19 protein-coding genes and 1 tRNA gene are annotated in these 24951 nt (G+C 48.9%); 13 read left to right on the top strand and 7 right to left on the bottom strand.

Features of this window, described 5'->3' with window-relative positions; translation table 11 throughout:
• Nucleotides 1-443 precede the first annotated feature (443 nt).
• Both H8K26_RS08300 and H8K26_RS17885 read left to right on the top strand, forming a co-directional pair.
• The gene (locus tag H8K26_RS08300; protein ID WP_162021796.1) at nucleotides 444-647 is read left to right on the top strand and encodes a cold-shock protein; all 204 of its coding nucleotides are present in this window, start codon (nucleotides 444-446) and stop codon (nucleotides 645-647) included.
• A 218-nt stretch (nucleotides 648-865) separates the two neighbouring features.
• Nucleotides 866-2584, top strand: a complete 1719-nt coding sequence (locus H8K26_RS17885) for a methyl-accepting chemotaxis protein (protein ID WP_190478691.1) — start codon at nucleotides 866-868, stop codon at nucleotides 2582-2584.
• 62 nt (nucleotides 2585-2646) lie between these two features.
• On the opposite strand, the gene H8K26_RS08290 is transcribed toward H8K26_RS17885, so the two are convergent.
• Complete coding sequence (locus H8K26_RS08290) at nucleotides 2647-3552, bottom strand: LysR family transcriptional regulator (RefSeq protein ID WP_190478689.1); 906 nt, start codon at nucleotides 3550-3552, stop codon at nucleotides 2647-2649.
• Nucleotides 3553-3728: 176 nt separating this feature from the next.
• On the opposite strand from H8K26_RS08290, the gene H8K26_RS08285 reads away from it, so the two are divergent.
• From H8K26_RS08285 to H8K26_RS08265, 5 genes are all read left to right on the top strand, one after another.
• Nucleotides 3729-4406, top strand: a complete 678-nt coding sequence (locus H8K26_RS08285) for a haloacid dehalogenase type II (RefSeq protein WP_190478687.1) — start codon at nucleotides 3729-3731, stop codon at nucleotides 4404-4406.
• 32 nt (nucleotides 4407-4438) lie between these two features.
• Nucleotides 4439-6025 carry a malate synthase A gene (gene aceB / locus H8K26_RS08280; RefSeq protein WP_190478685.1) on the top strand — a complete coding sequence of 529 codons (1587 nt, stop codon included), beginning with the start codon at nucleotides 4439-4441 and terminating at the stop codon, nucleotides 6023-6025.
• Between the two features lie 228 nt (nucleotides 6026-6253).
• Nucleotides 6254-6820, top strand: a complete 567-nt coding sequence (locus H8K26_RS08275) for a DUF1415 domain-containing protein (protein WP_190478683.1) — start codon at nucleotides 6254-6256, stop codon at nucleotides 6818-6820.
• Between the two features lie 499 nt (nucleotides 6821-7319).
• The gene (locus tag H8K26_RS08270) at nucleotides 7320-8570 is read left to right on the top strand and encodes an aspartate kinase (RefSeq protein ID WP_190478682.1); all 1251 of its coding nucleotides are present in this window, start codon (nucleotides 7320-7322) and stop codon (nucleotides 8568-8570) included.
• Between the two features lie 220 nt (nucleotides 8571-8790).
• Nucleotides 8791-8882 (top strand) — tRNA-Ser (locus H8K26_RS08265).
• Between the two features lie 120 nt (nucleotides 8883-9002).
• Here the strand turns inward: H8K26_RS08265 and H8K26_RS08260 are convergent.
• Complete coding sequence (locus H8K26_RS08260) at nucleotides 9003-10208, bottom strand: HPP family protein (RefSeq protein ID WP_190478680.1); 1206 nt, start codon at nucleotides 10206-10208, stop codon at nucleotides 9003-9005.
• A gap of 451 nt (nucleotides 10209-10659) precedes the next feature.
• Between H8K26_RS08260 and H8K26_RS08255 the strand changes: the two genes are divergently transcribed.
• On the top strand, nucleotides 10660-12324 hold the full coding sequence (locus H8K26_RS08255) for an Lcl C-terminal domain-containing protein (RefSeq protein WP_190478678.1): 1665 nt from the start codon (nucleotides 10660-10662) through the stop codon (nucleotides 12322-12324).
• 70 nt (nucleotides 12325-12394) lie between these two features.
• On the opposite strand, the gene H8K26_RS08250 is transcribed toward H8K26_RS08255, so the two are convergent.
• Entirely contained in the window at nucleotides 12395-14098 is a 1704-nt protein-coding gene (locus H8K26_RS08250; protein ID WP_223826894.1) for an ATP-binding response regulator, read from the bottom strand.
• A 60-nt stretch (nucleotides 14099-14158) separates the two neighbouring features.
• Nucleotides 14159-14824, bottom strand: a complete 666-nt coding sequence (locus H8K26_RS08245; RefSeq protein WP_223826893.1) for a response regulator — start codon at nucleotides 14822-14824, stop codon at nucleotides 14159-14161.
• Here H8K26_RS08245 and H8K26_RS08240 point away from each other — a divergent pair.
• Complete coding sequence (locus H8K26_RS08240) at nucleotides 14823-15017, top strand: hypothetical protein (protein WP_190478676.1); 195 nt, start codon at nucleotides 14823-14825, stop codon at nucleotides 15015-15017. The two genes, H8K26_RS08245 and H8K26_RS08240, sit on opposite strands and share 2 nt — an antisense overlap.
• A 112-nt stretch (nucleotides 15018-15129) precedes the next feature.
• Here H8K26_RS08240 and metE read toward each other — a convergent pair whose 3' ends face one another.
• On the bottom strand, nucleotides 15130-17406 hold the full coding sequence (gene metE / locus H8K26_RS08235) for a 5-methyltetrahydropteroyltriglutamate--homocysteine S-methyltransferase (RefSeq protein WP_190478675.1): 2277 nt from the start codon (nucleotides 17404-17406) through the stop codon (nucleotides 15130-15132).
• 53 nt (nucleotides 17407-17459) lie between these two features.
• Here metE and H8K26_RS08230 point away from each other — a divergent pair, with 53 nt between their 5' ends.
• The 3 genes from H8K26_RS08230 to H8K26_RS08220 all read left to right on the top strand — a co-directional run bounded on the left by H8K26_RS08230 (nucleotide 17460) and on the right by H8K26_RS08220 (nucleotide 21330).
• Nucleotides 17460-18392, top strand: coding sequence for a LysR family transcriptional regulator (locus H8K26_RS08230; protein ID WP_223826892.1), 933 nt, complete (start codon nucleotides 17460-17462; stop codon nucleotides 18390-18392).
• Nucleotides 18393-18714: 322 nt separating this feature from the next.
• A complete protein-coding gene (locus H8K26_RS08225) occupies nucleotides 18715-20430 on the top strand; it encodes a methyl-accepting chemotaxis protein (RefSeq protein WP_190478673.1) in 1716 nt (571 codons plus the stop codon).
• Nucleotides 20431-20574: 144 nt separating this feature from the next.
• Nucleotides 20575-21330 (top strand): carbonic anhydrase, encoded by a 756-nt coding sequence (locus H8K26_RS08220; RefSeq protein WP_190478671.1) that lies wholly within the window; start codon nucleotides 20575-20577, stop codon nucleotides 21328-21330.
• Between the two features lie 152 nt (nucleotides 21331-21482).
• Here the strand turns inward: H8K26_RS08220 and H8K26_RS08215 are convergent, their stop codons facing one another.
• Nucleotides 21483-23009: an acetyl-CoA hydrolase/transferase family protein gene (locus tag H8K26_RS08215; RefSeq protein ID WP_190478669.1), complete on the bottom strand. Its 1527-nt coding sequence runs from the start codon at nucleotides 23007-23009 to the stop codon at nucleotides 21483-21485.
• Between the two features lie 117 nt (nucleotides 23010-23126).
• Nucleotides 23127-24065, bottom strand: coding sequence for a bestrophin family protein (locus H8K26_RS08210; protein WP_190478667.1), 939 nt, complete (start codon nucleotides 24063-24065; stop codon nucleotides 23127-23129).
• Nucleotides 24066-24208: 143 nt separating this feature from the next.
• Here H8K26_RS08210 and hpaR point away from each other — a divergent pair, with 143 nt between their 5' ends.
• A complete protein-coding gene (hpaR, locus tag H8K26_RS08205) occupies nucleotides 24209-24664 on the top strand; it encodes a homoprotocatechuate degradation operon regulator HpaR (RefSeq protein ID WP_186883696.1) in 456 nt (151 codons plus the stop codon).
• The last annotated feature ends 287 nt before the right edge of the window (nucleotides 24665-24951 follow it).

Raw genomic sequence — 24951 nt, 5'->3', positions numbered from 1 at the left:
TAAAAAAATGGAAAAGCATTATTGCAGCGATTGGTAAGATTGCAAAGAGGTCAGTCGTTTCCGTTTTTCGCTGCCATGTTCGGGAAGACTGAGTGCATGCGCTTCAGATTTTGAAGTGGAATAAACGGATGTTGCGGCCATTTTGATCGTTGACTCTTTCCGGACTCGCCCATTATTTTTCTGCGCCGTGCTGATGTTTTAGTTTTTTGCCGTTGCTGTGTACGAAAAGGCTGTGGCGTATGCCTCACAGTGGCGAAAAAAGACCAAAAATGAGGATAATTCTCGTTAATCACATTTTTATTTTACTTTCTCTCAAAAATTGTGCGTATAATCAGATAGTCGTTGAGATTCAAAGTGGTAGTGCAGTATCAGTCTGTCATTTCTTACTTGGTTGAAACGATTTACCGGGCACATGCCCACATTAACTGAAATAGGAAATAGTAATGGCAACAGGTATTGTTAAATGGTTCAATGATTCTAAAGGTTTTGGTTTCATTACTCCAGACGAAGGTGGTGAAGATTTGTTTGCTCACTTCTCTGCAATCGTATCCTCCGGCTTCAAATCTTTGAAAGAAAACCAACGCGTTTCTTTCGAAGTAACGACAGGCCCTAAAGGCAAACAAGCTTCTAACATTCAACCTCTGTAATTCAGACGTTAAATGGCTTTATAAGCCTTGTTGTAAAAGTCCCCGATTCGTCGGGGATTTTTTTTGTCTTTTTTAAAAAAAGTCAGTCGCTAAACTGCGATAAGGACTTTATACTTCGATTACCGACAAAAGAAAATGTTGTCTTCAATCAACACATTTCCTCTCAATTTTTGTATTCTTCTTTGAACCTATTCGGGCATAAAAAAGGAAATTAAATAATGTTCAATTTAACGATTCGATTGCGGCTCATTGGTACTATGGGAGTGATGGCAATTATGCTGACCATAGGTGGATTGATGGGTATCTATGGTGTGCATAATAGTAATACCGTAATCAAGGAGTTATTTACGAATCAGCTCCCTTCGGTTCAGGCATTGAGTGAGGCAAGAGACCATTTGTTAAGATCGCGGGTTGTCGTGGATCGGGCGATTGCTCATCCTGATAGTGCTACGCTCGCCGCCACAGTAGCGCGTGCCGAAGAGTTCTTAAAGAAATCTGATGAAGCGTGGAACAAATATCAGAGTTTGCCGCAAGACGCCGAAGAGAAAAAAATTGCCGATACGGCAGCTTCGACACGCGAGCAGTTTCTCAAAAATGCTTATCTGCCTTTGCTGGCGGCATTGAAAGCAGGTAACACAGAAGAGGCTGATAAGCTGAACGTCGCAAACGTACCAAAATTGTTTACAGCGTATTCGGATGATGTTGGCAAGCTGGCTGTGTATCAGTTCAATTCGTCCTCGTCACTGCTGGCGCAGAGTGAAAAAGAGTTCACGATATTTGTTTGGGTTGACGTACTTGGCGTAATGGCTGGTCTGGTTGGTGTATTTATTTCGGCGTATCTGTTGCTGCGTGCAATTTCTCATCCTTTACGTTTTACGCTCAAGCAGTTTGATGCTATTGGTAATGGTGATTTGTCGCATCAGATTAAGCCTGATTCGAAAGATGAAATGGGGCAGTTGTTAGCTGGCCTAGAAAATATGCGTCAAAGCCTGATTCAGACGGTGACTGTAGTGCGTCAGGGTAGTAGCTCGATTGCCTTGTCTGCGGATGAAATCGCTACTGGCAATATGGATTTATCTTCCCGCACCGAGCAACAGGCCGCGAGCCTGGAGGAAACAGCATCGTCCATGGAAGAGCTGACATCCACGGTGCAGCAGAATGCTGACAATGCGCGTCAGGCGAACACTCTGGCAGTCGCTGCCTCGCAGGTGGCGACCCGTGGTGGACAAGTTGTGGGTGACGTTGTTCATACGATGTCATCGATCAAAGATAGCTCGAAAAAAATTGTCGATATTATTGGTGTTATTGATGGTATTGCCTTCCAGACCAATATTCTGGCGCTGAATGCTGCGGTGGAAGCGGCTCGTGCCGGTGAACAGGGGCGAGGTTTCGCGGTGGTGGCAACCGAGGTGCGTAATCTGGCACAACGTTCCGCTGGCGCTGCGAAAGAAATTAAAACACTGATTGCAGATTCGGTTGATAAGGTTGAAGCAGGCACACGCCTGGTGGATGATGCCGGTAAGACGATGGATGAAATCGTATCCTCTATTCAAAGTGTTGCCGATATTATGGCTGAAATTACTGCGGCCAGCGCAGAGCAACGCGATGGTATTCAACAGGTAAATCAGGCAATTACAAAAATGGACGAGGCGACTCAGCAAAATGCGGCGCTGGTTGAAGAGGCCGCTGCCGCTGCAGGCAGTATGCGTGATCAGGCAAATAATCTGAATCAGGCCGTTGGTATTTTTAAACTGCAGGAAAATACGGCAGGTACGCCGCACAGGTCTGCGGCTCCGGTCGCATCCCGTCCAGTTGTGAAGCCTGCACCGGCATCTGCTCCAGTCGCAAAAGTTACCAAAGTCGCTGCAATTCCGGCAGCTTCTAATTCGCAAAAAGTCAGTAAGCAAGCGAAAGAAGATGATTGGGAAGAGTTTTGATCTGCATTGAACGATGAAAAAAACGGGCGCTTGAAGCGCCCGTTTTTTTACTCATTTTTTACTCAGAATTTCTTCCAGTAATCGGGCTTGTTGTATGCCTGTCTTAAAAAATCGACGAATGCTCTGATCCGTAAGGGCAAGTGGCGCCGTTGCGCAAATATCGCATAAATATCATTTCCCGGCGCTGTGTACTCATCGAGTACTGTGATCAACTGGCCTGATTCAATCTCTGCGCCGACCTCCCACATGGATCGCCACGCAAGTCCTTTGCCGGAAACGGCCCAGTCATGCAAGACTTCACCATCATTGCAGACCATGTTGCCTTCAACTTTCACCGTCATGTTTTTACCATTCTGCCTGAAGGTCCAGCCGCGCTGGCTGCCATCGGCGCTGAATGCGAGGCAGTTGTGACTGCTTAATTCATCAATGCTACGCGGCGCACCATGACGTTTAAGGTAATCCGGCGATGCGACGACGACACGCTTGTTGTCGGCGAGTTTAACGCCGATCAGATTCGAGTCGGTGAGTGACGCAATGCGGATCGCAACATCAACGCCTTCACCAATCAGATCGACCACGCGATCATTCAGGCTCAGCGTCAGTTTTAAATCCTGATGCTCACTCAGAAAAGAGGGAATCAGCGGTGCTACATGCTGGCGGCCAAAACCTGCCGGTGCCGATACGGTCAGCAGCCCGCTGGCGTGCGCATTGCGTTCCGATACCGATGATTCCGCTGCTTCGAGGTCGGTGAGTATGCGTTGGCAATCTTCCAGAAACGATGCACCCTCATTGGTTAAGGCGATCTTTCTGGTTGTGCGTTGTAGTAACTTTACGCCCAGGCGTTCTTCTAGCGCATCCAGTCTTCTGCTGATCATGGCCGGTGCAACACCTTCGGCACGCGCAGCGGCAGAAAGGCTGCCACGGCTGGCAACTTCTGCAAAAGTTGAAATTTGTTTGAATTGATCCATAGTTGCTCGCCGGGTGAAGATTGGGAGGTGGTCAGCATACAAGAATTATTGTGCATCTATTTTTAACTTAAAGTAAAAGATAAAGTGATAAAACTGTATATTTATGTTGGTTTTTATTGAATATACTGTACTCATCAGAAATGCATGGTGCATTTATTGCCTGTTTGAGGAGTGACATGTCTATCAGTGCGATCGCCTTTGATGCTTACGGTACCTTGTTTGATGTGTACTCCATCAGTCAGTCAGGTGACAAGCTGTTTCCCGGTAAGGGTGAGGCTTTGGCGCAATTGTGGCGCAGCAAACAGATCGAATACACGCAATTACGCACGATGTGCAGCATGTATAAGCCGTTCTGGGAAGTGACTCAGGATGCCTTGATTTTCACATGCAAGAAATTACAGTTAGATTTGACGCTGGACGCGCAAAACGCGCTGATGGGGCAGTATGCGCGGCTTGATGCGTTTCCCGAAAATCTTGAGGTATTACAGCAGTTGCGTGCCAGCGGAATGAAGTTGTCGATTTTGTCGAACGGAACCACACACATGCTGCAGGCCGCAGTTGATGCTGCTGGTATGCAAGGTATTTTCAGCCACTTATTGTCTGTTGATTCAGTGAGGAAGTACAAGACAGCGCCGGAGGCATATCAGCTCGGGCCGGACGTATTCGGATTGCCTGCAAAGAATATTTTATTTGTTTCGGGGAATGCCTGGGATGTGTGCTGTGCGACGTGGTTTGGTTATACAACATTCTGGGTGAATCGCCATGATGCACCCCTTGAAGAGTTAGGCGTGACGCCACATGGAACAGGGCGTTCACTCAGGGATGTAGCCGGTTTTATTGAACAAATGCAGTAATAATTTTTTGTTTTATTTTCTAGGAGAGCAGCATGACACAACTGAACTTACCTGCAGGTATGCAGATTACCGGTGAAATCAAACCAGGTTTTGAACAGATTCTGACGCCAGAAGCGCTGGCACTGGTTGCCAAACTGAGCCGTGCGTTTGAGCCACGCCGTCAGGAATTACTCGCCGCACGCGTAGAGCGCGCAAAGCGCCTGGATGCTGGCGAGACGCCGGACTTTTTGCCAGAAACCAAGCATATCCGCGAAGGCGACTGGAAGATCGCCCCTATTCCTAAAGCATTGGAATGCCGCCGGGTAGAAATTACTGGTCCAGTTGAACGTAAGATGGTCATCAATGCGTTTAACTCTGGCGCAGACAGTTACATGACTGACTTTGAAGATTCCAATACACCAAACTGGGATAACCAGATCACTGGCCAGATCAATATGCGTGACGCTGTTCGCCGTACTATCAGCCTGGAACAAAATGGTAAGTCTTACAAACTGAACGACAAGATTGCGACACTGGTTGTCCGTCCACGTGGCTGGCATCTGGATGAAAAACATGTGCTGGTCGATGGCAAACGTATCTCTGGCGGCATCTTTGATTTTGCCCTGTTCCTGTTCCATAACGCCAAAGAACAATTGGCACGCGGCGCTGGTCCTTATTTCTACTTGCCGAAAATGGAATCGCATCTGGAAGCGCGCCTGTGGAACGATATTTTTGTCATGGCACAAAATGAAATCGGCATCCCACAAGGCACGATCAAAGCGACAGTTCTGATCGAAACCATCGTCGCTGCATTTGAGATGGATGAAATCCTGTACGAATTGCGTGAACACAGCTCCGGTCTGAATGCCGGCCGCTGGGATTACATTTTCTCTTGCATCAAAAAATTCAAGAACGACAAAGATTTCTGTCTCGCAGACCGCGCGAAAGTCACGATGACCGCACCATTTATGCGTTCTTACGCGTTGTTGCTGCTGAAAACCTGTCACAAGCGTAATGCACCGGCGATTGGCGGTATGGCTGCGCTGATCCCGATCAAAAATGATCCGGAAAAAAATGAGATCGCGATGGGCGGTGTTCGCAACGATAAAGCACGCGATGCGACTGACGGCTACGATGGCGGCTGGGTTGCTCATCCTGGTCTGGTTGATCTGGCGATGGCCGAGTTCAAAAAAGTATTGGGTGATGCACCAAATCAGATTTCCAAGCAGCGTCCGGATATCGAAGTGACGGCAAAAGATTTGCTGAACTTCCAACCTGAAACGCCAATTACGGAAGCCGGTCTGCGTTACAACATCAACGTCGGTATTCATTACCTCGGTGCATGGCTGGCAGGCAATGGTTGCGTACCGATTCACAATCTGATGGAAGATGCGGCAACGGCAGAGATCAGCCGTTCCCAGGTCTGGCAATGGATACGCTCAGCCAAGGGCAATCTGGAAGATGGTCGCAAAGTGACTGCAGATATGGTCCGCGCGATGATTCCTGAAGAATTGGCGAAGGTGAAAGAAGTGGCTGGCAACGGCGCAACTTACGACCGTGCAGCGCAGATTTTTGAAGAAATGTCGACTTCTGAAGATTTTGCAGAATTCCTGACACTGCCTTTGTACGAAGAAATTTAATCTGCTTGTCATTGTCGATATTCGGTTGAATATGAACCTTAATATTCAGCTGAATATGTGACAGATAATGCGACGAATCCTTGCCTGACGGCAGCGCCTAGTCGCGAATCGAGTAAGTGGCCCGGAATCTTTCCGGGCCTTTTTTTTACGCCAGTTTTTGTCGGTGCTCAGAAGTTGGTCTTTGGCCGCATGCTATCCTTGCGCTCTTTTAGACGAACCCAATTTCCTATGTCACAAGCAAACTCTCTTTCACACGATGACATCATCGCGCAAACCACCGAATGGTTGGAAAAGGCAGTGATTGGTCTGAATTTATGTCCGTTTGCAAAAGCTGTGCACGTCAAAAAGCAAATTCGTTATGTCGTCAGCGACGTCACGACGCCGGAAGCCTTGCTCGAAGATTTACGACGTGAGCTGGAAGTACTGGCAGAAGCGAATCCGGAGAAAATCGACACCATTTTGTTAATCCATCCGTACGTGCTGAAGGACTTTCTCGATTTTAATGATTTTCTCGATGTGGCCGATGGCTTGCTGGAAGAGCTGGAGCTAGACGGTATCCTGCAAATTGCAAATTTCCATCCGGATTACCAGTTTGCCGACACCAGTATTGATGACATCGAGAATTACACGAACCGAGCACCATTCCAGACTTTGCATTTATTGCGCGAAGAAAGCATAGACCGCGCAGTCGAGTCTTTCCCAGAAGCGGAAACGATCTATGAAAAAAACATCGAAACCATGCAAAAACTGGGCATAGAAGGCTGGCATCAGCTGTTTTCAGGGAACAAAAAATAATACGTGAAGCAGGCGAGGGCAGCGGGGCACCGATGTTTCTGCCGCGCTGCCGCAGATGGCGCGGTGAGATCACTTTTTTCTACTATCGATTGCTTATATTGATATGCGAAAAAGTAATATTGCTTCCTTTTCGTCTGATCAGTGTCACAGTGCTGTTAAAGGTGATTTTTTTACCTGTATATACTCCGGGGAGTATATTTAAACACCCATATTTCATGCTGAGGTTAGGACAAAATTGACGCATACTCCCCTGAAAATGCCAATTTCGGGATATTTCGATGAAGGTTTTCCGAATTGCCTGTAAAACGCAGACACATAGTCATTATTCGGTTTTCTGGTGAAATTTTTTCTTCGAACAAGAGAAAATTTGTCGGAAATATCGTGATTGCCACGTATTCTTCAGCATTCATGCCGCATCGCTCCTTGTTATTTTGCAGAGCAGCATGTACAGTAAGGGGTTGATTTACCTCATTTTTTACTCCTTCAGTCTTATATATCTATGGCTTTAATCGTCCACAAATACGGCGGGACTTCGATGGGTTCAACTGAACGCATCAAGAACGTCGCCAAGCGCGTCGCCAAATGGCATGATGCCGGTCACCAGATAGTCGTGGTGCCATCAGCAATGTCCGGCGAAACCAATCGCATCATCGGTCTCGCTAAAGAAATTATGGCGCAACCTGATCCACGTGAACTCGACATGATTGCGTCGACCGGCGAACAAGTGTCAGTCGGTTTGCTTTCCATGGCGCTGCAGGCTATCGGCAAACAAGCCGTGTCTTACGCTGGCTGGCAAGTCCCGATCAAAACCGATTCCGCATACACCAAAGCGCGTATCGAATCGATTGATGATGCCAAAGTCAAAGCCGATCTGGATGCTGGAAAAATTGTCGTCATCACCGGTTTTCAGGGTGTGGATGAGAAGGGCAATATCACGACGCTGGGACGTGGTGGTTCTGATACGTCAGCCGTAGCGATTGCCGCTGCATTGAAGGCGCAGGAATGTCTGATTTATACCGACGTTGATGGCGTTTATACGACTGATCCACGTGTGGTTTCCGACGCGCGCCGCCTGAACACCGTGACATTTGAAGAAATGCTGGAAATGGCATCGCTGGGTTCCAAAGTACTGCAAATCCGCTCGGTCGAATTTGCCGGTAACTACCGCATGCCTACCCGCGTTTTATCGTCGCTGACTGACCCGTTAATGCCGCTGGAAGAAGAAGCGAATTCCGGCACTCTGATTTCGTTTGAGGAAGATACAAATATGGAACAAGCCACCATCACTGGCATCGCGTTCAGTCGTGATGAAGCAAAAATTACCGTGTTAGGCGTGCCTGATAAACCAGGAATTGCTTATCAGATTCTGGGGCCGGTCGCTGATGCGAATATCGAAGTGGATATGATTATCCAGAATCAGTCCGTTGAAGGTAAAACTGATTTCACTTTTACCGTGCCACGCGGTGAATATGCCAAAGCGATGGCGGTTCTCGAAGGTAGCGTGAAGGCGCATATCGGTGCGGCAAGCATCGTTGGCGATACGAAAGTGTCTAAAGTGTCCGTGGTCGGTGTCGGCATGCGCAGCCACGTTGGGATCGCGTCGCAAATGTTCCGTACCTTGTCTGAAGAGGGTATCAATATCCTGATGATCTCGACATCTGAAATCAAAATTTCAGTGCTGATTGACGAGAAATATATGGAGCTGGCAGTGCGCTCGCTGCACAAAGCTTTTGGTCTGGAAAGCGCTTGATAGGACTTGTGTAAAACCGCCCCGGCGGCGTTATGGCTCCCGTACTATTCGTACTGTCTTCGTTGTCATGCCTTGCCGGGACAATTTTGCGTCAGTCCTGGATTATTAAGTTTGCAAAAAAGCTGTTTTTGTTTCTCTGAGTAGTTGACCAAAAGCAGTTCAGCAGCTATGATCTTGGTCTCGATTGCAGCCAAGTTGTAAGACTTGGTTGTGAAAGTGTGGAGACGTGGCCGAGTGGCCGAAGGCACTTCCCTGCTAAGGAAGCATCTGGGGTAACCTGGGTCGTGAGTTCGAATCTCACCGTCTCCGCCAGCAACACTGAAAAAGCCCTTGAGTTTCAAGGGCTTTTTCTTTTTCTGGTTTGCTCAGCATTGCTAGTGCATGCCATTTCCTTCCTGTACCTGAATTTACTGCGCCATTGAATGCAGGTGCTTAGCTCGCGGTTTTTATTTCCGTATCTGCCAGTTTGCCGCGATACAGTGCGGCAATCAGATCTGATTGCGTCAACATGCCGATCAGACGTCGCTCATCATCCACGATGGGAATATGATGTAAGCCCTTGTCGGACAACAAAGGGACTAGTTCCACGATATGCATATCATGACGGGCGGTTTTGACTGGCTGCGTCATGATTTGTCCCACCACTTCGGGCTTGCTGGAATGCAGGTCGCGGGTGCGGCGTATCAGCTGGCGCAATTTTTCTTCGAATGTTTCATAGACATCCAGATTAGCATTTTTCATAAAATCCACCAGCGTCACAATGCCGATCACACGGCGGGCGCGGTCGGTGACCGGTAAAGCCTTGATTCTGTGCTGGCGCAATAATGTCCAGGCCTCTTCCAGTGTGGTGCCGAACTCTGCCGTAATCACATCTCTGGACATGACATCACTGCACATAATTTCGCCGAAGCGACGGCGATAAGCATGCATCTCGGTTTGCAGGAACAGGGATTCGAGATCATCGCGGCTGACATCCAATACCTGGTTATATTGTTGCAGCACTTCATCCAGATCGTGCGAAGTAAATCCCAGGCGGTCAATCGGACGCGCGTCCGCAGTGCCGTGTGTACCACTGTGATCGGGCTGTGAGGCATGCGGATAACGCCGGCCCGTTGCATTGTTATATGCCAGTGCAAACAGCATCAGCAGCAAGGAATTGAGTAAGACGGGGAAGACGACGAACTGATATCCCAGTCCAATAATAACCGGGCCGCCTAATACGGCTGTCAGCGCAACTGCGCCACCAGGAGGGTGCAGACAGCGGGAGAAAAACATCGCTCCGACTGCAAGGCTGGTGGCAATCGCTGCCGTCATCATGGAGGCGCCCAGAAAATGAGTGCAGGTGACGCCCACCAGCGCAGAGATCATGTTGCCGCCGACGATGGACCACGGTTGCGCCAGCGGACTGGAAGGCACCCCAAACAGTAAAACAGCGGAAGCACCGATGGGGGCGAGTAACATGGGAACACGGAAAACGGAACCCAGCATTAACTGTGTCGCCAGCCCTGTCAGTAGCAAGCCTGCTAACATTCCACCACAGGCGCGCAGACGTTCGATGTGGCTTATATTCATACCGGCAGGTAAAAAAGTCCTGAGCCAGACGAGACTCATTTTCGATAAAGACCATTTTCTACGCATACCAGGCATCACTTGACGATAAAGATGGAAGTGTACAGGAGCTGCATTATTTTGGTGCGTGTGACGGTTCCCGTACAGTTAAAGGCCAAGCCTTAATTTACCTTTACTTCTCTTAATCTTCCAGTCTTGCAGGGGTGAATTCACGCCTTGTTTATCGGCGGGTATTTTCTTTGCACACACGCATATCTGATTTCTTATATCGTGAGAGTTGTAATGGCAGACAGGGCGCGGCCTTCCAGCAGCAGATATCATTGCTTAATCCCAGATAGTGTGCAGATGCTTAGTCCAATCAGACTATAGGATTCGCTTGCTTCGAGCCTTATCATCTTACTATTTACAGTTCGTCATGTTGGTGAGTTGCGAAGTACTTGATTTCTATCTGGATCAAAAAATTCTCTCAGCGGTTGCAATTGCCTCATTGGCGGGCTAGACACATACAGGGAGAATGCAGTTGATCATCCGGTCTCATATTCATATCGATAAAAAGCTACTCGTAACCGTATTCGCCGCAATGTTCCTGACTGCTTGCGGCGGCGGTGGCAGCAATGGTGTCGCTACCGATGCTACGTCGGTGACGCCAGCACCCCCACAGGTGATCGTAAAAAATGCTGTCGCATTCGCCACTGTAAATTCTGCCCCGGTAACCGCCTGCGCCAGCGGTGGCGTCACTGTTCAATCCGGGGTCGATATCAACGGAAACGGTGTTTTGGATCAGAGCGAAGTCAGTAATACGCAATTTGTTTGCAACGGCGTTAATGGAACAAACGGTACCAACGGCACGAACGGCACCAACGGTACGAATGGTAAAAATGGCCTGAACGGTGTTAATGCCCTGGTCGCCACTACGGTCGAGCCAGTCGGAAATAATTGCCCCAGCGGCGGTTCCAAAATCAGTTCCGGAGCGGATACCAATGGCAATGGCCTTCTCGACAGCACAGAAGTGACTTCGGTTTCTTATATCTGCAACGGTCTCTCTGGCAGCGATGGTACTAACGGTAAGAATGGCACCAATGGTACTAACGGCACTAATGGCACAAATGGATCAACTACATTAGTCAAAATCGTTGCCGGTGTTGCCGCCAACATCTGTCCCGCTAACGGTAATCAGATACAGTCTGGCCTCGATCTGAATAACGACGGTATATTGCAGTTATCGGAAGTCACCACGACGGCTTATGTATGTAACGGAGCAACGGGGGCAACAGGTGCCACGGGGGCGACTGGCGCAACCGGTAGCGATGGTTTAACGACATTGGTGACGACGGTTACTGAGCCTGCCGGAGCCAATTGTACCAACGGCGGCAGCAAAATAACTTCCGGTCCGGATGTTAATCGTGACGGCAATCTTGCTGCGGGCGAGGTAACATCAACCACTTACATCTGCAACGGTGCGACAGGTGCTACCGGATCTACGGGCCCAACCGGCCCAACCGGCCCGACAGGGCCTGCTGGTCCTTCAGGCCGCCTCAATTGGGTGACTACAACGGATGCGAGTGTGCAGGCCGCGACCAATAGTGGATATATCACCAATAACGGCAGTACCGGCGTCGCCGTTATGCTGCCAACGGCTCCTGCCATCGGTGATCAGGTGCAGGTGATAGGTTTAGCCGCCTGGACGCTGATCCCCAATTTCAATCAGACCATTATTCAGAATATGGCAGGTACAGGTGCGGTGACGGGCGGAGGCTTGTCCGGTGCTTTAGGCGACTCTGTATTGCTGCAATACGTCGGTAACAATACGTTTATGGTGACTGCCTTTGTAGGGCATATTAATTCGATCAGCAGTGATATCTTTGTTCGCAATGGCGTGATCTGGACGCCGCCGACGTTTAATATTAATGGTGCCTATACCTGGGCGGATGGCACGACCTATTGCACGAATACGACATTTGGTGGTTTAGGCGGCTGGCGTTTGCCAACGTCCGCTGAACTGGTCTCGCTTGATAACTTTGGCGTGAAGGGTACACATGGCTGGCCTGCAACTGCGGGCAATATATGGACGTCAGACATCGATCCCAGCTACGCGAACTCTTATGGTGTCGTCGCGTTTACTTATGGAGTGGCAGCCTACCAGCCAGCAGCGAATCACCTCTTTGTGGCTTGCGCCCGCTCGTGATGGTCCGTTCGCCTGAGCATGGCTGTGCCGATAGCTCATTTTGAAGATATATCTAGGCGAATTAAAGTTATTACTCCTGACTCGTTGGCAGGAGTAATGACAGTTCTTTATACAGCAGTAATGGCGATACCGGCTTGTGCATTAATGGCAGGCCGGTCGCGGCAGCTTCGCGTAAGCGTATCGGCGCAGTATCTCCGGTCACCAGAATCGCTGGTATCTCTGTTTTGCAAACACTGCGTATCGCCTGAATTACATCGGTTCCTTTACAGTGATCGCGCAGGCGGTAATCGCTGATAATCAGGTCTGGCGGGTGATGGCGGGCGAGTACGAGACTCTCTTCTTGTGATTCAGCGAGATCGCAGTGACATCCCCATTCTTCCAATAACTGTGCCATTGCCTGACGCACGATCGCATCATCATCGACGACTAACACCCGCGCGTGCAATTGCGGTGCCCTTAGCGGCGCCGGATTGATGTCATCGTCCAGTACGGCAAGCTGTGTCAGCGGCAGACTTAATTTGAATACGCTGCCGCGTCCCGGGCGAGATGCCAGTTGCAATTCAAGTCCAAGCAAATCCACCATTTTTCTGACGATTGCGAGTCCCAGCCCCAGGCCTTTCTGCCGGTCGCGTTCGCTATTTCCCAGTTGCTGAAATTCACTGAAAATATTCTCAAATTGCGAGGAGGCTATGCCGATGCCGCTGTCCCACACTTCCAGACTCAGGCGCGATTGATGTTTTCTGCACAGGATCAGCACACCGCCGTGATGTGTGTAACGGATCGCATTTGAGACAAGGTTTCTGAGAATTAACTCAATTAATGCAGGATCGGAATGAACAACAGCATGAGTTTCCGGACTGCGGTAGAGCAGCCCTTTGGTGTTTGCCTGCGGAGCCAGTTCATTCTCTATTTTGCTGAGCAATGTTTGCAAACGGAATGCTCGCGCTTGCGGCTCAACCACACCAGCCTCAATGCGTGAGTAGTCGAGCAAGGTGTGCAGCATCTCGGTAGTAGCGTTGGTTGCTGAGCTGATGCTGTTGACCAGCTCACGTTGATGTTGCGATAAATTTGTCGTCTGCAATACTTCCAGAAATAAACCCTGCGCATGGATGGGCTGCCTCAGATCATGACTCGTTGCTGCCAGAAACTGCGATTTTTCTGCATTCGTCCGCTCAGCTGCGGCGAGCGCCTTCGCTGCTTTTTCTGATGCAGCACTCAGTTGTTGAATCAGATCCAGATTGTCGAAACGCAATTGTATGGAGTTGCGCACCGTACGCGAAGAATTATATGCCTGACCCATCAGCGTCACGACATACAGTGCGACGGCAATGCCGATAGCCCAATAGGCAGGATCGTTGAGTGAGATGACCGCATAAACGATAGAGCCAAGTTCACACACAACGAATACAACAAACACCGGTAATACCGGTGACAAGATCGACATCGAATTGGCAGCAATGCCTGCCAGCACCGCTAATATCAGCACGCTTCCGGCATTGGTGGAAGTAGACAGGCTCAGCCAGGCTAATGAACCCCATATCGCGCCATCCATTGCGTGCAGCAGCATCAGCCGTATTTTCAGTGCAGCCGTCTGATCGAGGTGAATTCCACGGCGGATGATGCGCTTTGCGTCATACACATCAAACAGTTTCGACGCACTGACTGCGATCAGCCATAGCGCCAGACCAAGCTCATTGGTATGGTTTTTTAACGTCAGATACAGAATCAGCGCAACCAGTATGCCAGGCAAGGTCGAGCTGCCGAGATTCTTCATCAGCAACAGCTGCAGCTCTCGCTGTATATTGTTTTCGACGACGCTGATCATTTTGACCAATTAGTTCACCAGACCTTTGCGGCGTGCGGCGAATGCAGCTTCAGAGCGATTCGATACCTGCAATGTCGTCAGCACCACCTGCACATGACAGCGCACTGTGTTTTCCGACAGATCCAGACGACGCGCAATCAGCTTGTTTGATAAACCCTGACAGACCAGATCCAGAACCTCGTATTGACGCGGGGTCAGCAAAGGCTTTGCAGCGTTTGCTCTGGTTTTTTCCTGCATCTGTTGCGCTGACATTTCCGCATCGTCTGCTTCACCGCGCAGGACGCTGAGGATCGCCGCGAGAATATTGTCAGCAGTGTCGCCTTTCGAAATAAAACTGCGTGCGCCACGTTCACGCGCCAGCTGTGCGGTTTCGGGCGCATCGTCTGCAGACAGAACAAGCACTGGTGTCTCCGGCCATTTTCTCTTCAGTAAGGCAATGCCTTCGAGTCCGTTGAGTCCTTGTAATTTGATGTCGAGCAAAATCAAGTGAATATCTGTCAGATCAACCCGCATGGTTTCTTCCAGCGATGCCGCTTCCAGTACACTGACGTCTTGTAAACCGTTGCAAATCAAGGCTCTCAGCCCGGTGCGAAACAAACTGTGATCGTCTATCAGTAGTATTTTTGAGCTTAACATGGAGGGTAATAAGATTGCTTCATAGCCAGATTTTGCCATGATTGACCGTATGCAGGGGAATAACTCGCCCTGCGGCGTCATTCGCATGCGCCGCAAGGCCGTATGTATTGCGGGTGCAAGCAGATTGCGTCTTTCTGATGTGACTTTGCAGACCAGTAAAATCCAGATTGGATACCCTAATAAAAATAAGCCTCGTGGAGGCTTTTTGTTCCGTGAGGCACGTATTTATTAAGGGATGTCGTTCAACGGTTGTCGTTGTGGAGAAATGACGATGGGTGAGCTTCTGCTGCTCCAGTCACACACCAGTCATGCGCCAGGCTCGTTGAGCCTGGCGATGGTGAAAATTACGCTGCCTGGCGTAATTGTTTTGCCGCTGTCACCATGTTTCTGAGGGCGGGGATCACTTCTTCCCAACTACGGGTTTTTAAGCCGCAATCCGGGTTCACCCATAAGCGTTCTGTGGGAATGCGTTCTGCCGCTTTGCGCATCAGTTGGACGATGTGTTCCTGCGCCGGAATATTTGGCGAGTGAATGTCATAGACGCCGGGGCCGATTTCATTCGGGTAACTGAAGTGGTCAAATGCGTCGAGTAATTCCATATCCGAACGCGATGTTTCTATGGTGATGACATCGGCATCCATCGCTGCGATAGAGGCAATGATGTCGTTGAATTCGGAATAGCACATGTGCGTGTGGATCTGTGTTTCGTCACTGACGCCATTGGCGGCGATGCGGAACGATTCGACTGCCCAGCGCAAATAGCTGTCCCATTCAGTGCGTCGCAATGGCAAGCCTTCGCGCAGCGCCGCTTCGTCAATCTGAATAATGCGTACGCCGCTTTTTTCCAGATCCAGTACTTCCTGTCGTATCGCCAGTGCGAGCTGGTAGCAGGATACCGAGCGCGGTTGATCATCGCGCACGAAAGACCAGTTGAGGATAGTGACGGGGCCGGTCAGCATTCCTTTCATCGGTTTATCAGTCAGTGACTGTGCAAACTTAATCCAGTCCACTGTCATTGGTTTCGGGCGTTGGATGTCGCCAAATAAAATCGGTGGTTTGACGCAGCGCGAGCCATACGATTGCACCCAGCCGAATTCACTGAAAGCATAGCCATCCAGTTGCTCGCCAAAGTATTCGACCATGTCGTTACGTTCGGCTTCACCATGCACAAATACATCCAGATCCAGTGCTTCCTGTTCTTGCACGCAGCGGGCAATTTCGTTTTGCATGAATGTTTTGTAGCTGGTTTCATCGAGTTGCCCCAGACGGTAACGACTGCGTGCCTGACGAATCTCTGGCGTCTGCGGAAATGAGCCTATGGTGGTCGTTGGAAAAGCGGGTAGTTGTAAGCAGGCAGATTGTTTTTTAGCCCGCTGTTCGTAAGTGCTTAGTCGTTGCCCCAGGCTGGCGTTGATGTTGGCAACGGCGGCTTTGACGGCAGGGTTGTGCACGAGGGGCGATGTTTTACGGCTGTTGATGGCGGCGCTGTTGGCGACCAGTGCATCTTGTACTGACACACGGCCTTTGTTCAGTGCCTGTGCGAGGATATGCAATTCATCGAGTTTTTGTTGGGCGAATGCCAGCCAGTATTGAATATGACTGGCCAGTTTGTTTTCACTGCGCAAATCAACCGGCACATGAAGCAGCGAGCACGAGGGCGCGATCCATAAGCGTGACTGCAATACGCGGTGTATCGGTTCCAGCCATTCCAGGGTTGCATGTAAATCGGTTTTCCAGATGTTGCGACCATTGATGACGCCCAGCGATAACACCATGCTATCCGGTAACAAGGTTTGCAGCCGTTCCAGCTCATGCCGCGCATTGATCGCGTCAATATGAATGCCATCGACAGGTAATGCACATGCGAGGCTGAGGTTCTCTTGCAGATCGCCAAAGTAAGTCGTCAGTAACAGTTTCAGTTTGCGCGGAGCCAGCGCCTGATACGCTGTGGTGAATGCCTGTTGCCATGCCGGATCAAGCTCTGTTACTAAAATTGGCTCATCGATCTGCACCCACTCCACGCCTTCGGCTGCCAGCGTATCCAGCAGTTGTGCATAGACAGGCAAGAGCTTGGGCAGCAAGGCCAGTTTATCTGATGCGTCTTTTGTTTTTCCCAGCCACAGATAACTGACAGGCCCGATGATGACGGGTTTCGCTGTCACGCCAAGCGTAGCCGCTTGTCTGATCTGGTTCAGCAGGCGCGAGACATCGAGGGAAAAAGCTGTGGTCGCATCAAATTCCGGGACGATGTAGTGATAATTGGTATCAAACCATTTCGTCATTTCACCTGCGTGCACGCAATGGCACGCAGTATCCTGCGCTGAGCGTCCACGGGCAACACGGAAATAGTTGTCCAGCGTATTGCCTTCATGCTGCCGCACGCGCGCTGGAATATTCCCCAGCAGGAAACTCATATCGAGCACCTGATCGTAAAACGAAAAGTCGCCGACCGGAACAAAATCTAATTGTGACTGATGTTGCCAATGGCGTTGTCGTAACAATGCGCCAGTGTCTTCGAGCTGGCTCTGAGATAAGTTTCCTTTCCAATAGTCTTCTAAAGCGAACTTCAGTTCACGTTTTGCGCCTATGCGTGGAAAGCCGAGATTGTGTGTCGTAACCATATAACTCCTCATGTGTAGGAGTGCATGATAGATAAGTTAATTCATGAATAATAATGGTATTATTTAATGAATTAATTATTAATATTCATGGATTAAATATGCTGGAACGTCTTCATCTGACACTGATACGCGAGGTTGATCGCCAGGGCTCATTGACCGCAGCAGCGGATGTACTGTGTCTGACGCAATCGGCGCTGAGCCACACAGTCAAGAAAATGGAAATGTTTTTGGGGACGCCAGTCTGGGCGCGTGAGGGGCGGCAGTTACGCCTGACGCAGGCAGGCCAGTATTTACTCGGTCTGGCAAACCGCTTGTTGCCGCAGTTTGAGTATGCCGAAGAAGTCATGCAGCAATATGCAGAAGGTGGTCGTGGCACCTTGCGGATTGGCATGGAATGTCACCCTTGTTATCAATGGCTGTTGAAGGTGGTGGCGCCGTATCTGAGTCGCTGGCAGGATGTCGATGTCGATGTGAAACAGAAATTTCAATTCGGCGGCATTGGCGCTTTGCTGAATGATGAAATCGATCTGCTAGTGACGCCTGATCCCTTGTATAAAACCGGCTTATTGTTCACCCCGGTCTTTGATTATGAGCAAGTGCTGGTGGTGGGGGCAGAGCACAGACTGGCAGGGAAAAAATATGTTTCCCCCGACGCGTTACTGGAAGAGACGCTGATTACCTATCCGGTTGCAATTGAACGCCTTGATATTTACAAGGAGTTTTTATTGCCGGCAAATTGCTCGCCAAAAAAACATAAAACCATAGAAACAACCGACATCATGTTGCAGATGGTTGCCAGTGGCCGGGGTGTGGCTGCATTACCGGGCTGGCTGGTGGCGGAGTACGCCAGCAAAATGCAGATCGCACAAGTCCGTTTAGGTAAGCAGGGAATCGCGAAACAGATTTTTCTGGGCGTGCGGGAAGCGGATACAGAAATCGATTACCTGAAAGCGTTTATCACGCTCGCGGGAGAGATAGCGCATTGATAGGAATGATGTTGTTTCATCACGACACTGGACTACGTATCTGCTTTGCTTTCAGTGTAAATTCATACGTAAAAGTGATAAAGATTGTTGATTTTTATGAGTTTTTTCTCATAGTTGACAATTGGAAATAGTAATTTATTTCAAGCGGGCTATCCTGCGCCTGAGTTGTCTTGTCAGCGTCTGTTTGTATTTTTTTCATTTTTCCGGATACCTGAGCCTGATTAATTTTGACAAAGAATTTTAAGAGCATTGCTACTCAAAATTACTGATAAATCTGTCAGTAAGAAGTCATTTTATTTTCAACAAGTAAACGGAGACATTGATGAAATTGTCGAATCTGCCAATTGGTACAAGACTAGGTGCAGGCTTTGCTCTTGTGCTGCTGATGCTGATTGGTGTGGCTTACCTTGGCATTCATGGTATGCAGCAATCCAACCAATCCTTGCATCATGTGGTGACTGTGAATATTAAAAAAATGGATGCCTTGGAAGATATGTCCAGATCCATCCATGTCGTTTCGAGGGTAGTGCGTTCAATCGCTTTGCTGTCAGATGAAGCGCAGGCCAAGCTGGAACATAAAAAAATTGACGAAGCGCGGGCTCATTACGATGAGGCTTTTTCCCGATTGGAAAAAATGCCCCTTGATGACCATGGAAAGAAATTTGTTGCCAGCATTAAAGAGGATCAGATTGCAGCGAGAGCACTGGTTAACAAATTTGAGGAAATGGTTCATACGAATAAAGAAGAAGCTGTGCAATTTCTTTTGAAGGAAACCAATCCAGCTACTGCAAAATGGCAGGATGCCATTCGGGATTTTACAAATCTTCAGGAAGAAAAAAATGCGAGTGATGAAGAGGCCGCCGCACACGCATATCAATCAGCATTATTTTTGATGATTTCCATTACCGCACTTGCTGTTATCTGCGGTGGTCTGGTTGCCTGGTTTACTTCAAGATCTATCGTTGCTCCGATCAGTGTCGCTGTTGATCTGGCAAAAACGGTGGCGCAAGGCGATTTAACTTCAGAAATTCAGGTAAATTCAACTGACGAAACGGGGCAGTTGATGCAGGCGCTGAAAGACATGAACGGGAATCTGATCGATATTGTGAGTAAGGTGAGGGTTGGCACTGAAACTATTCATACTGCTGCCACTGAAATCGCTTCAGGAAATCTGGATTTGTCGTCTCGCACCGAAGAACAAGCAGGTGCACTGGAAGAAACCGCTTCTTCAATGGAAGAGTTGACATCGACCGTCAAGCACAATACGGATAACGCGCGGCAAGCGAATCAATTGGCTATTTCTGCGTCAGAAGTCGCTGCCAAAGGCGGTGCCGTGGTCAATGAAGTGGTTCATACGATGGGGGCAATTAATGCATCATCGAAAAAAATCGTGGATATTATCGGGGTCATTGATGGTATCGCTTTTCAAACCAATATTCTCGCGTTGAATGCGGCGGTGGAAGCGGCGCGTGCAGGCGAGCAGGGACGTGGTTTCGCAGTCGTGGCCAGTGAAGTGCGCAATCTTGCGCAGAGATCGGCTGGTGCTGCCAAAGAAATTAAAACCCTGATAGGAGACTCGGTAGAGCAGGTGGAAATTGGTTCGCGCTTGGTGGATCAGGCTGGCTCGACCATGGATTCTGTCGTATCCAGTATCAAAAATGTTACTGATATCATGGGGGAAATGAGTCTGGCAAGTCAGGAGCAGACCTCCGGTATCGAGCAAATTAATCACGCGGTGACGCAAATGGACGAAGTCACTCAGCAAAATGCGGCGTTAGTTGAAGAGGCCGCAGCTGCAGCCGCATCGCTGGAAGAGCAAGCACAAGTCCTGAAGCAAATTGTGAGTGTCTTTAAAATTCCCGGGGCGCATGGTGGATTTGCACCCACGCCGAAAACCAATGGCCGTGTTGCGCCTGCTTCTGTACGAAGCAATCAGACTCAACGCGGTCAGGTAAAACGTCTTGCCGGTAGTGTCAAGGTTGCGGATGGCGGGAAATCAGTCAAGGCAGCCGGTGGCGAAGAGTGGGATGAATTTTAATTTAATTATATTGTGTGTCGCTTCTGGGATTGCTGTTGTTGTCGTTGTTACTGTTTTGCACTGTTGAAGTGGTCTGAGTCTTGAAGTTATTTTTTGACTTTTGCTCGGGTAGGATTTTTTTTAAAAATTGAAGGAGATGATGAAATGAATAAAACAGTTTGTATGGCTGTCTTGGGTTTGTTATCTGTATCATCTGGCCTGGCTCTGGCAGATGATAAGGCTCATGCTCCTCACTGGGGCTATGAAGGAAAAACTGCGCCCGCGCATTGGTCTGAGCTGGATGCTGCCAATACTGCTTGTAAAATGAGTAAAGAGCAGTCACCAATTAACATCGTTGAGCGCAATGCAAAAAAAGCCGCCTTGCTGCCGTTGGATTTTAAGTATGTCAGCAACAGTGCTGAGCTGATCAATAACGGTCATACGGTGCAGGTCAATGTACCTGCTGGTAATAGTCTGAAAACTGGCGACGATGAAGGTAGCCTGTTGCAATTCCACTTTCATACGCCTAGTGAAGAAAAAATAAATGGAGTCAGCTATCCTATGGTTGCGCATTTTGTGCACAAATTGAACGACGGTAAATTATCTGTTGTTGCTGTCCTGTTTAAAAAAGGGAAGGAAAATGCTGCATTGGCACCGGTCTTTTCAGCCTTGCCTGCCGAAGGGAAATCAACTCCGTTAACTAACTTCGATCCAGCCAGTGTTTTACCAGCGACGCGCACTTACTACAAATTCACCGGTTCATTGACAACGCCTCCATGCAGTGATGGGGTGCGCTGGCAAGTGCTGAAGCAGCCGGTTGAGTTGTCTGCGAGTCAGATTGCGGCGTTTAAAAAGCTTTATAAAATGAATGCCCGCCCAGTGCAGCCATTGAATGGACGTTTAGTCGAGGTCAGTGAGTAATTCCTGATTTTAGTCCGAACGCAAGGGGGATATTGGCGAGTTTTCTTATTATCTAGCCTATGCATTCTCATTGTTGCGTCAAGATATGATGAAAAAAACGCCAACTGAAAAAATTCAGTTGGCGTTTTGTTGTATCTGCTCTTGGAAGCAGATCAGGCAACAGCTTTCAATGCGACAGCTTGTTCCAGCATAGTGCCAGTCTCACGATAACGGACATGCCAGGAAAACGCCTTCTCCAAGACGTGTGGAGTCTGTCCGCCACGTAATTCTGCCTCCGCCAGATAATCAAGTAACATTTGTTTGTAAGGCTCTGCCACACAGTTCTGAATGATTTTCTGTGCGCGTTCACGCGGCGCTAATCCGCGCAGATCTGCTAGGCCGACATCGGTCACGATAATGTCAACGTCATGTTCATTGTGGTCAACGTGCGTGACCATAGGAACGATACTCGATATCTTTCCATTCTTGGCAATCGCCTTGGTCGCAAATACCGACAGGTAGGCGTTACGGGCAAAATCGCCCGAGCCGCCAATACCGTTCATCATGTGTGTGCCGAGTACATGTGTGGAGTTCACATTGCCATAAATGTCGGCTTCAAGCGCGGTGTTGATGGCGATGATGCCGAGACGACGAATGACCTCGGGATGATTGCTGACCTCTTGCGGACGGAGCACCAGGCGATCTTTGTATTTGCCGATATTGGCAAATACTTCCTGACTTTTTTGCGCCGACAGTGTGATCGATGAGCCGGAAGCAAAGTCCAGTTTTCCGGCATCAAAAAGATCGAAAGTGGAATCTTGCAAGACCTCTGAATACATTTGCAAATGTTCAAAAGGGCTGTCAATGAAGCCCGTCATCACCGCATTCGCTATCGTGCCTATGCCGGCCTGCATGGGCATCAGGCTATTAGTCAGTCGGCCATCTTTGACTTCTTGTTTGAAAAATTCAACAAGGTGGGCGGCGATCTGCGCTGTTTCTTCATCTGGTGGCAAAATGGTCGAAGCGCTGTCGGCTTTTTCGGTAATGACGATCGCAACAATTTTTTCTGGCGGGATCATGATTGCCGTTGTTCCAACGCGGTCGCTTGCCGACATGATAGGAATTGGTTCCCGTTGCGGTCTGTGCTTAGGAATGAAAATGTCGTGCAGACCTTCCAGTTCCAATGACTGTGTCAGATTGATTTCGACGATCACCTGATCCGCCAGTATAGCAAAGCTGGCGCTGTTACCGACGGAGGTGGTCGGGATGATGGCGCCGGTTTCTGTGATCGCAATGGCTTCAATGATGGCAACGTCAATCGCATTGATCTGGCGCGTGCGCAATTGCTCAACTGTTTCGGATAAGTGCTGATCGACATACATGATCTCGCCGCGATTGATTGCCGCGCGCAAGGTCGGGTCTGCCTGAAATGGCATGCGGCGTGTCATAGCGCCGGCTTCGGTCAGTGTTTTGTCGACATCGCTACCCAGTGATGCGCCAGTCATCAGGGTGATTTTCAGTTGTTCAGATTTTGCCCGTTCCGCAATCGCGAGAGGAACAACTTTCGCGTCACCAGCTCGCGTAAAACCGCTCATGCCTACCGTCATTCCGTCTTCTATCCACGATGCTGCCTGTTCGGCAGTCGTGACGCGATTTCTTAATTCTGGAAGACGTATCCGTTGTTGTTGAGCTTCGTGCATTTTTATATTCCTTTGTCTCTGAAAGTAGATGGGAGAATTACTTTATGTTCTGATTTCCTGATTCTGCGACCAGGTTGTTGTTGCCGGTGTTTCTGAAATCCGTACTTCTTTTGTGGCCTAAGTCAGCCGGTAACCCACCGGTAGCATTGGGGCGGGGAGCGGGGCATGTTGTATTGCTTCGAGTAAATCAATTTCGATGGCACGACAGATTGCATCTAATGGCAAATCATTCGCGTCAAGACCAAAGGGCTCTTCGATTTCATCGCCAAGTGCATCCAAGCCGAAGAAGGTATAGGCAACAATTGCCACCACAAATGGCGTCATAAAGCCGATGGAATCTACCAGTCCGAAAGGCAGCAGAAAACAGTAGATATAGGCAGTCCGGTGCAGCAGCAATGTGTAAGAAAAAGGAATGGGCGTATTTTTTATACGCTCGCACGCGGCAGCGGCGGCTGTGATGGCTGATAAGGTTGTGTCAATATTGGCCGCGAGACAGGGATTGATGCGCTTTTCATTCATACTTTGCTGCAGATCCAGCGCCATACGATTAATTAAAAAATCGGGTTTGTTTTTGGATGATTGAATCAGCGTGACCTCTTCCTGAGTCAGCCATTGCGGCATATCCTCACCCGGCAAATCGCGCAGCAGATTTTTAAGTGCGTAGGAAAAGGCGATTGCCCGGTAAATCATGCGTACCCTGATATCTGTCAGCCCATTGGATGCCACTGCTGTGATCGGGTAGGTAATCAGGCTTTGACATTGGCGTGACAGGTTGCGGCTCCTGATCAGTAGTTCGCCCCAGAGTTTGCGCGCTTCCCAAAAGCGGTCATACGCAGTGTTATTCCGGAATCCGAGAAAAATGGAGATAGGCAAGCCGATCAGGGTAAACGGAATGGTCGTCAGTGTAATTTTGAGTTCAAATAAATCACCATGCGAAATGGTGACCAATGTAGCAATCAGAATATTAATTGTCAGGGCCGGCAATATTCTTGGCAAGACAGAGCCACGCAACATGAGAAACAAGCGAAAGCCAGACGGGCGATCCCTGACTATCATGCTTTTTCCCAATTTTTAAAATGTTTCACCGATAACCCGTCAGAATACTAATATATTAGTGAATTAAAACACTAATATATTAGTAAGTCAATCTGTACAATGGCTTTGAATTATTGAAAATAATTAATCTGAATGGAGTCAATATGAATCACAGGATTGCCTACCGAAATCTGCCGCAACTGTTTTTGAAGGCTCGCGCGAATCTGATGAGTCACTTCCGTCCGATATTGAGTCGGTTTGGCTTAACGGATCAGCAGTGGCGAATTTTTCGTGTGCTTGATGAACACGGCCAACTCGAACCACGAGAATTGTGTGATTTATGTCAGATATCCAGCCCTAGCATGGCAGGGGTACTCAAGCGCATGGAAGAGCTTGATCTGATACGTCGTTGCGATGTGAAGGGGGATCAGCGTCGTGTCTTAATTGCGTTGTCAGAGCAGGGGGATGCGCTGATGCTGAAAATTGCCCCACTGATTGACACGCAATATCAATATGTTGAGCAGGCATTCGGAAGTGAAGCGATCGATGAACTGATTGCTGCTCTTGAACGGTTTAATGAGGTAAAAACCGACGCGGTCGAGCAGGTTGCGTTGGATTAACTCTTGCGGTTTTTTATTTCCCGGAAAAAATCCAGGGAAGCGCATCGAATTCTCTATTTATATTGATCAGCGTTGATGTTTGGACGTACTTGAAATCATATTGCGCGATCGATTGCAGTGATATTCATGGGCATAGTTAGTGTGATGTTTGATTTGCAATTGAGTTTTTTGGTAAAAGGTAAATTTATTCTCTTTCCGTCTGAGCGAGACAACACATGTCGTACCAGTTCCTGCCCGGTGAGGTTACTATTTATGTGCTAACTGTTGCGTATTAACTTAATATGTTC

Source organism: Cognatundibacterium aquatile (assembly GCF_014699135.1).
Taxonomy (GTDB): domain Bacteria; phylum Pseudomonadota; class Gammaproteobacteria; order Burkholderiales; family Burkholderiaceae_D; genus Undibacterium; species Undibacterium aquatile.
This window is presented reverse-complemented; position numbering and strand designations above follow the sequence as displayed.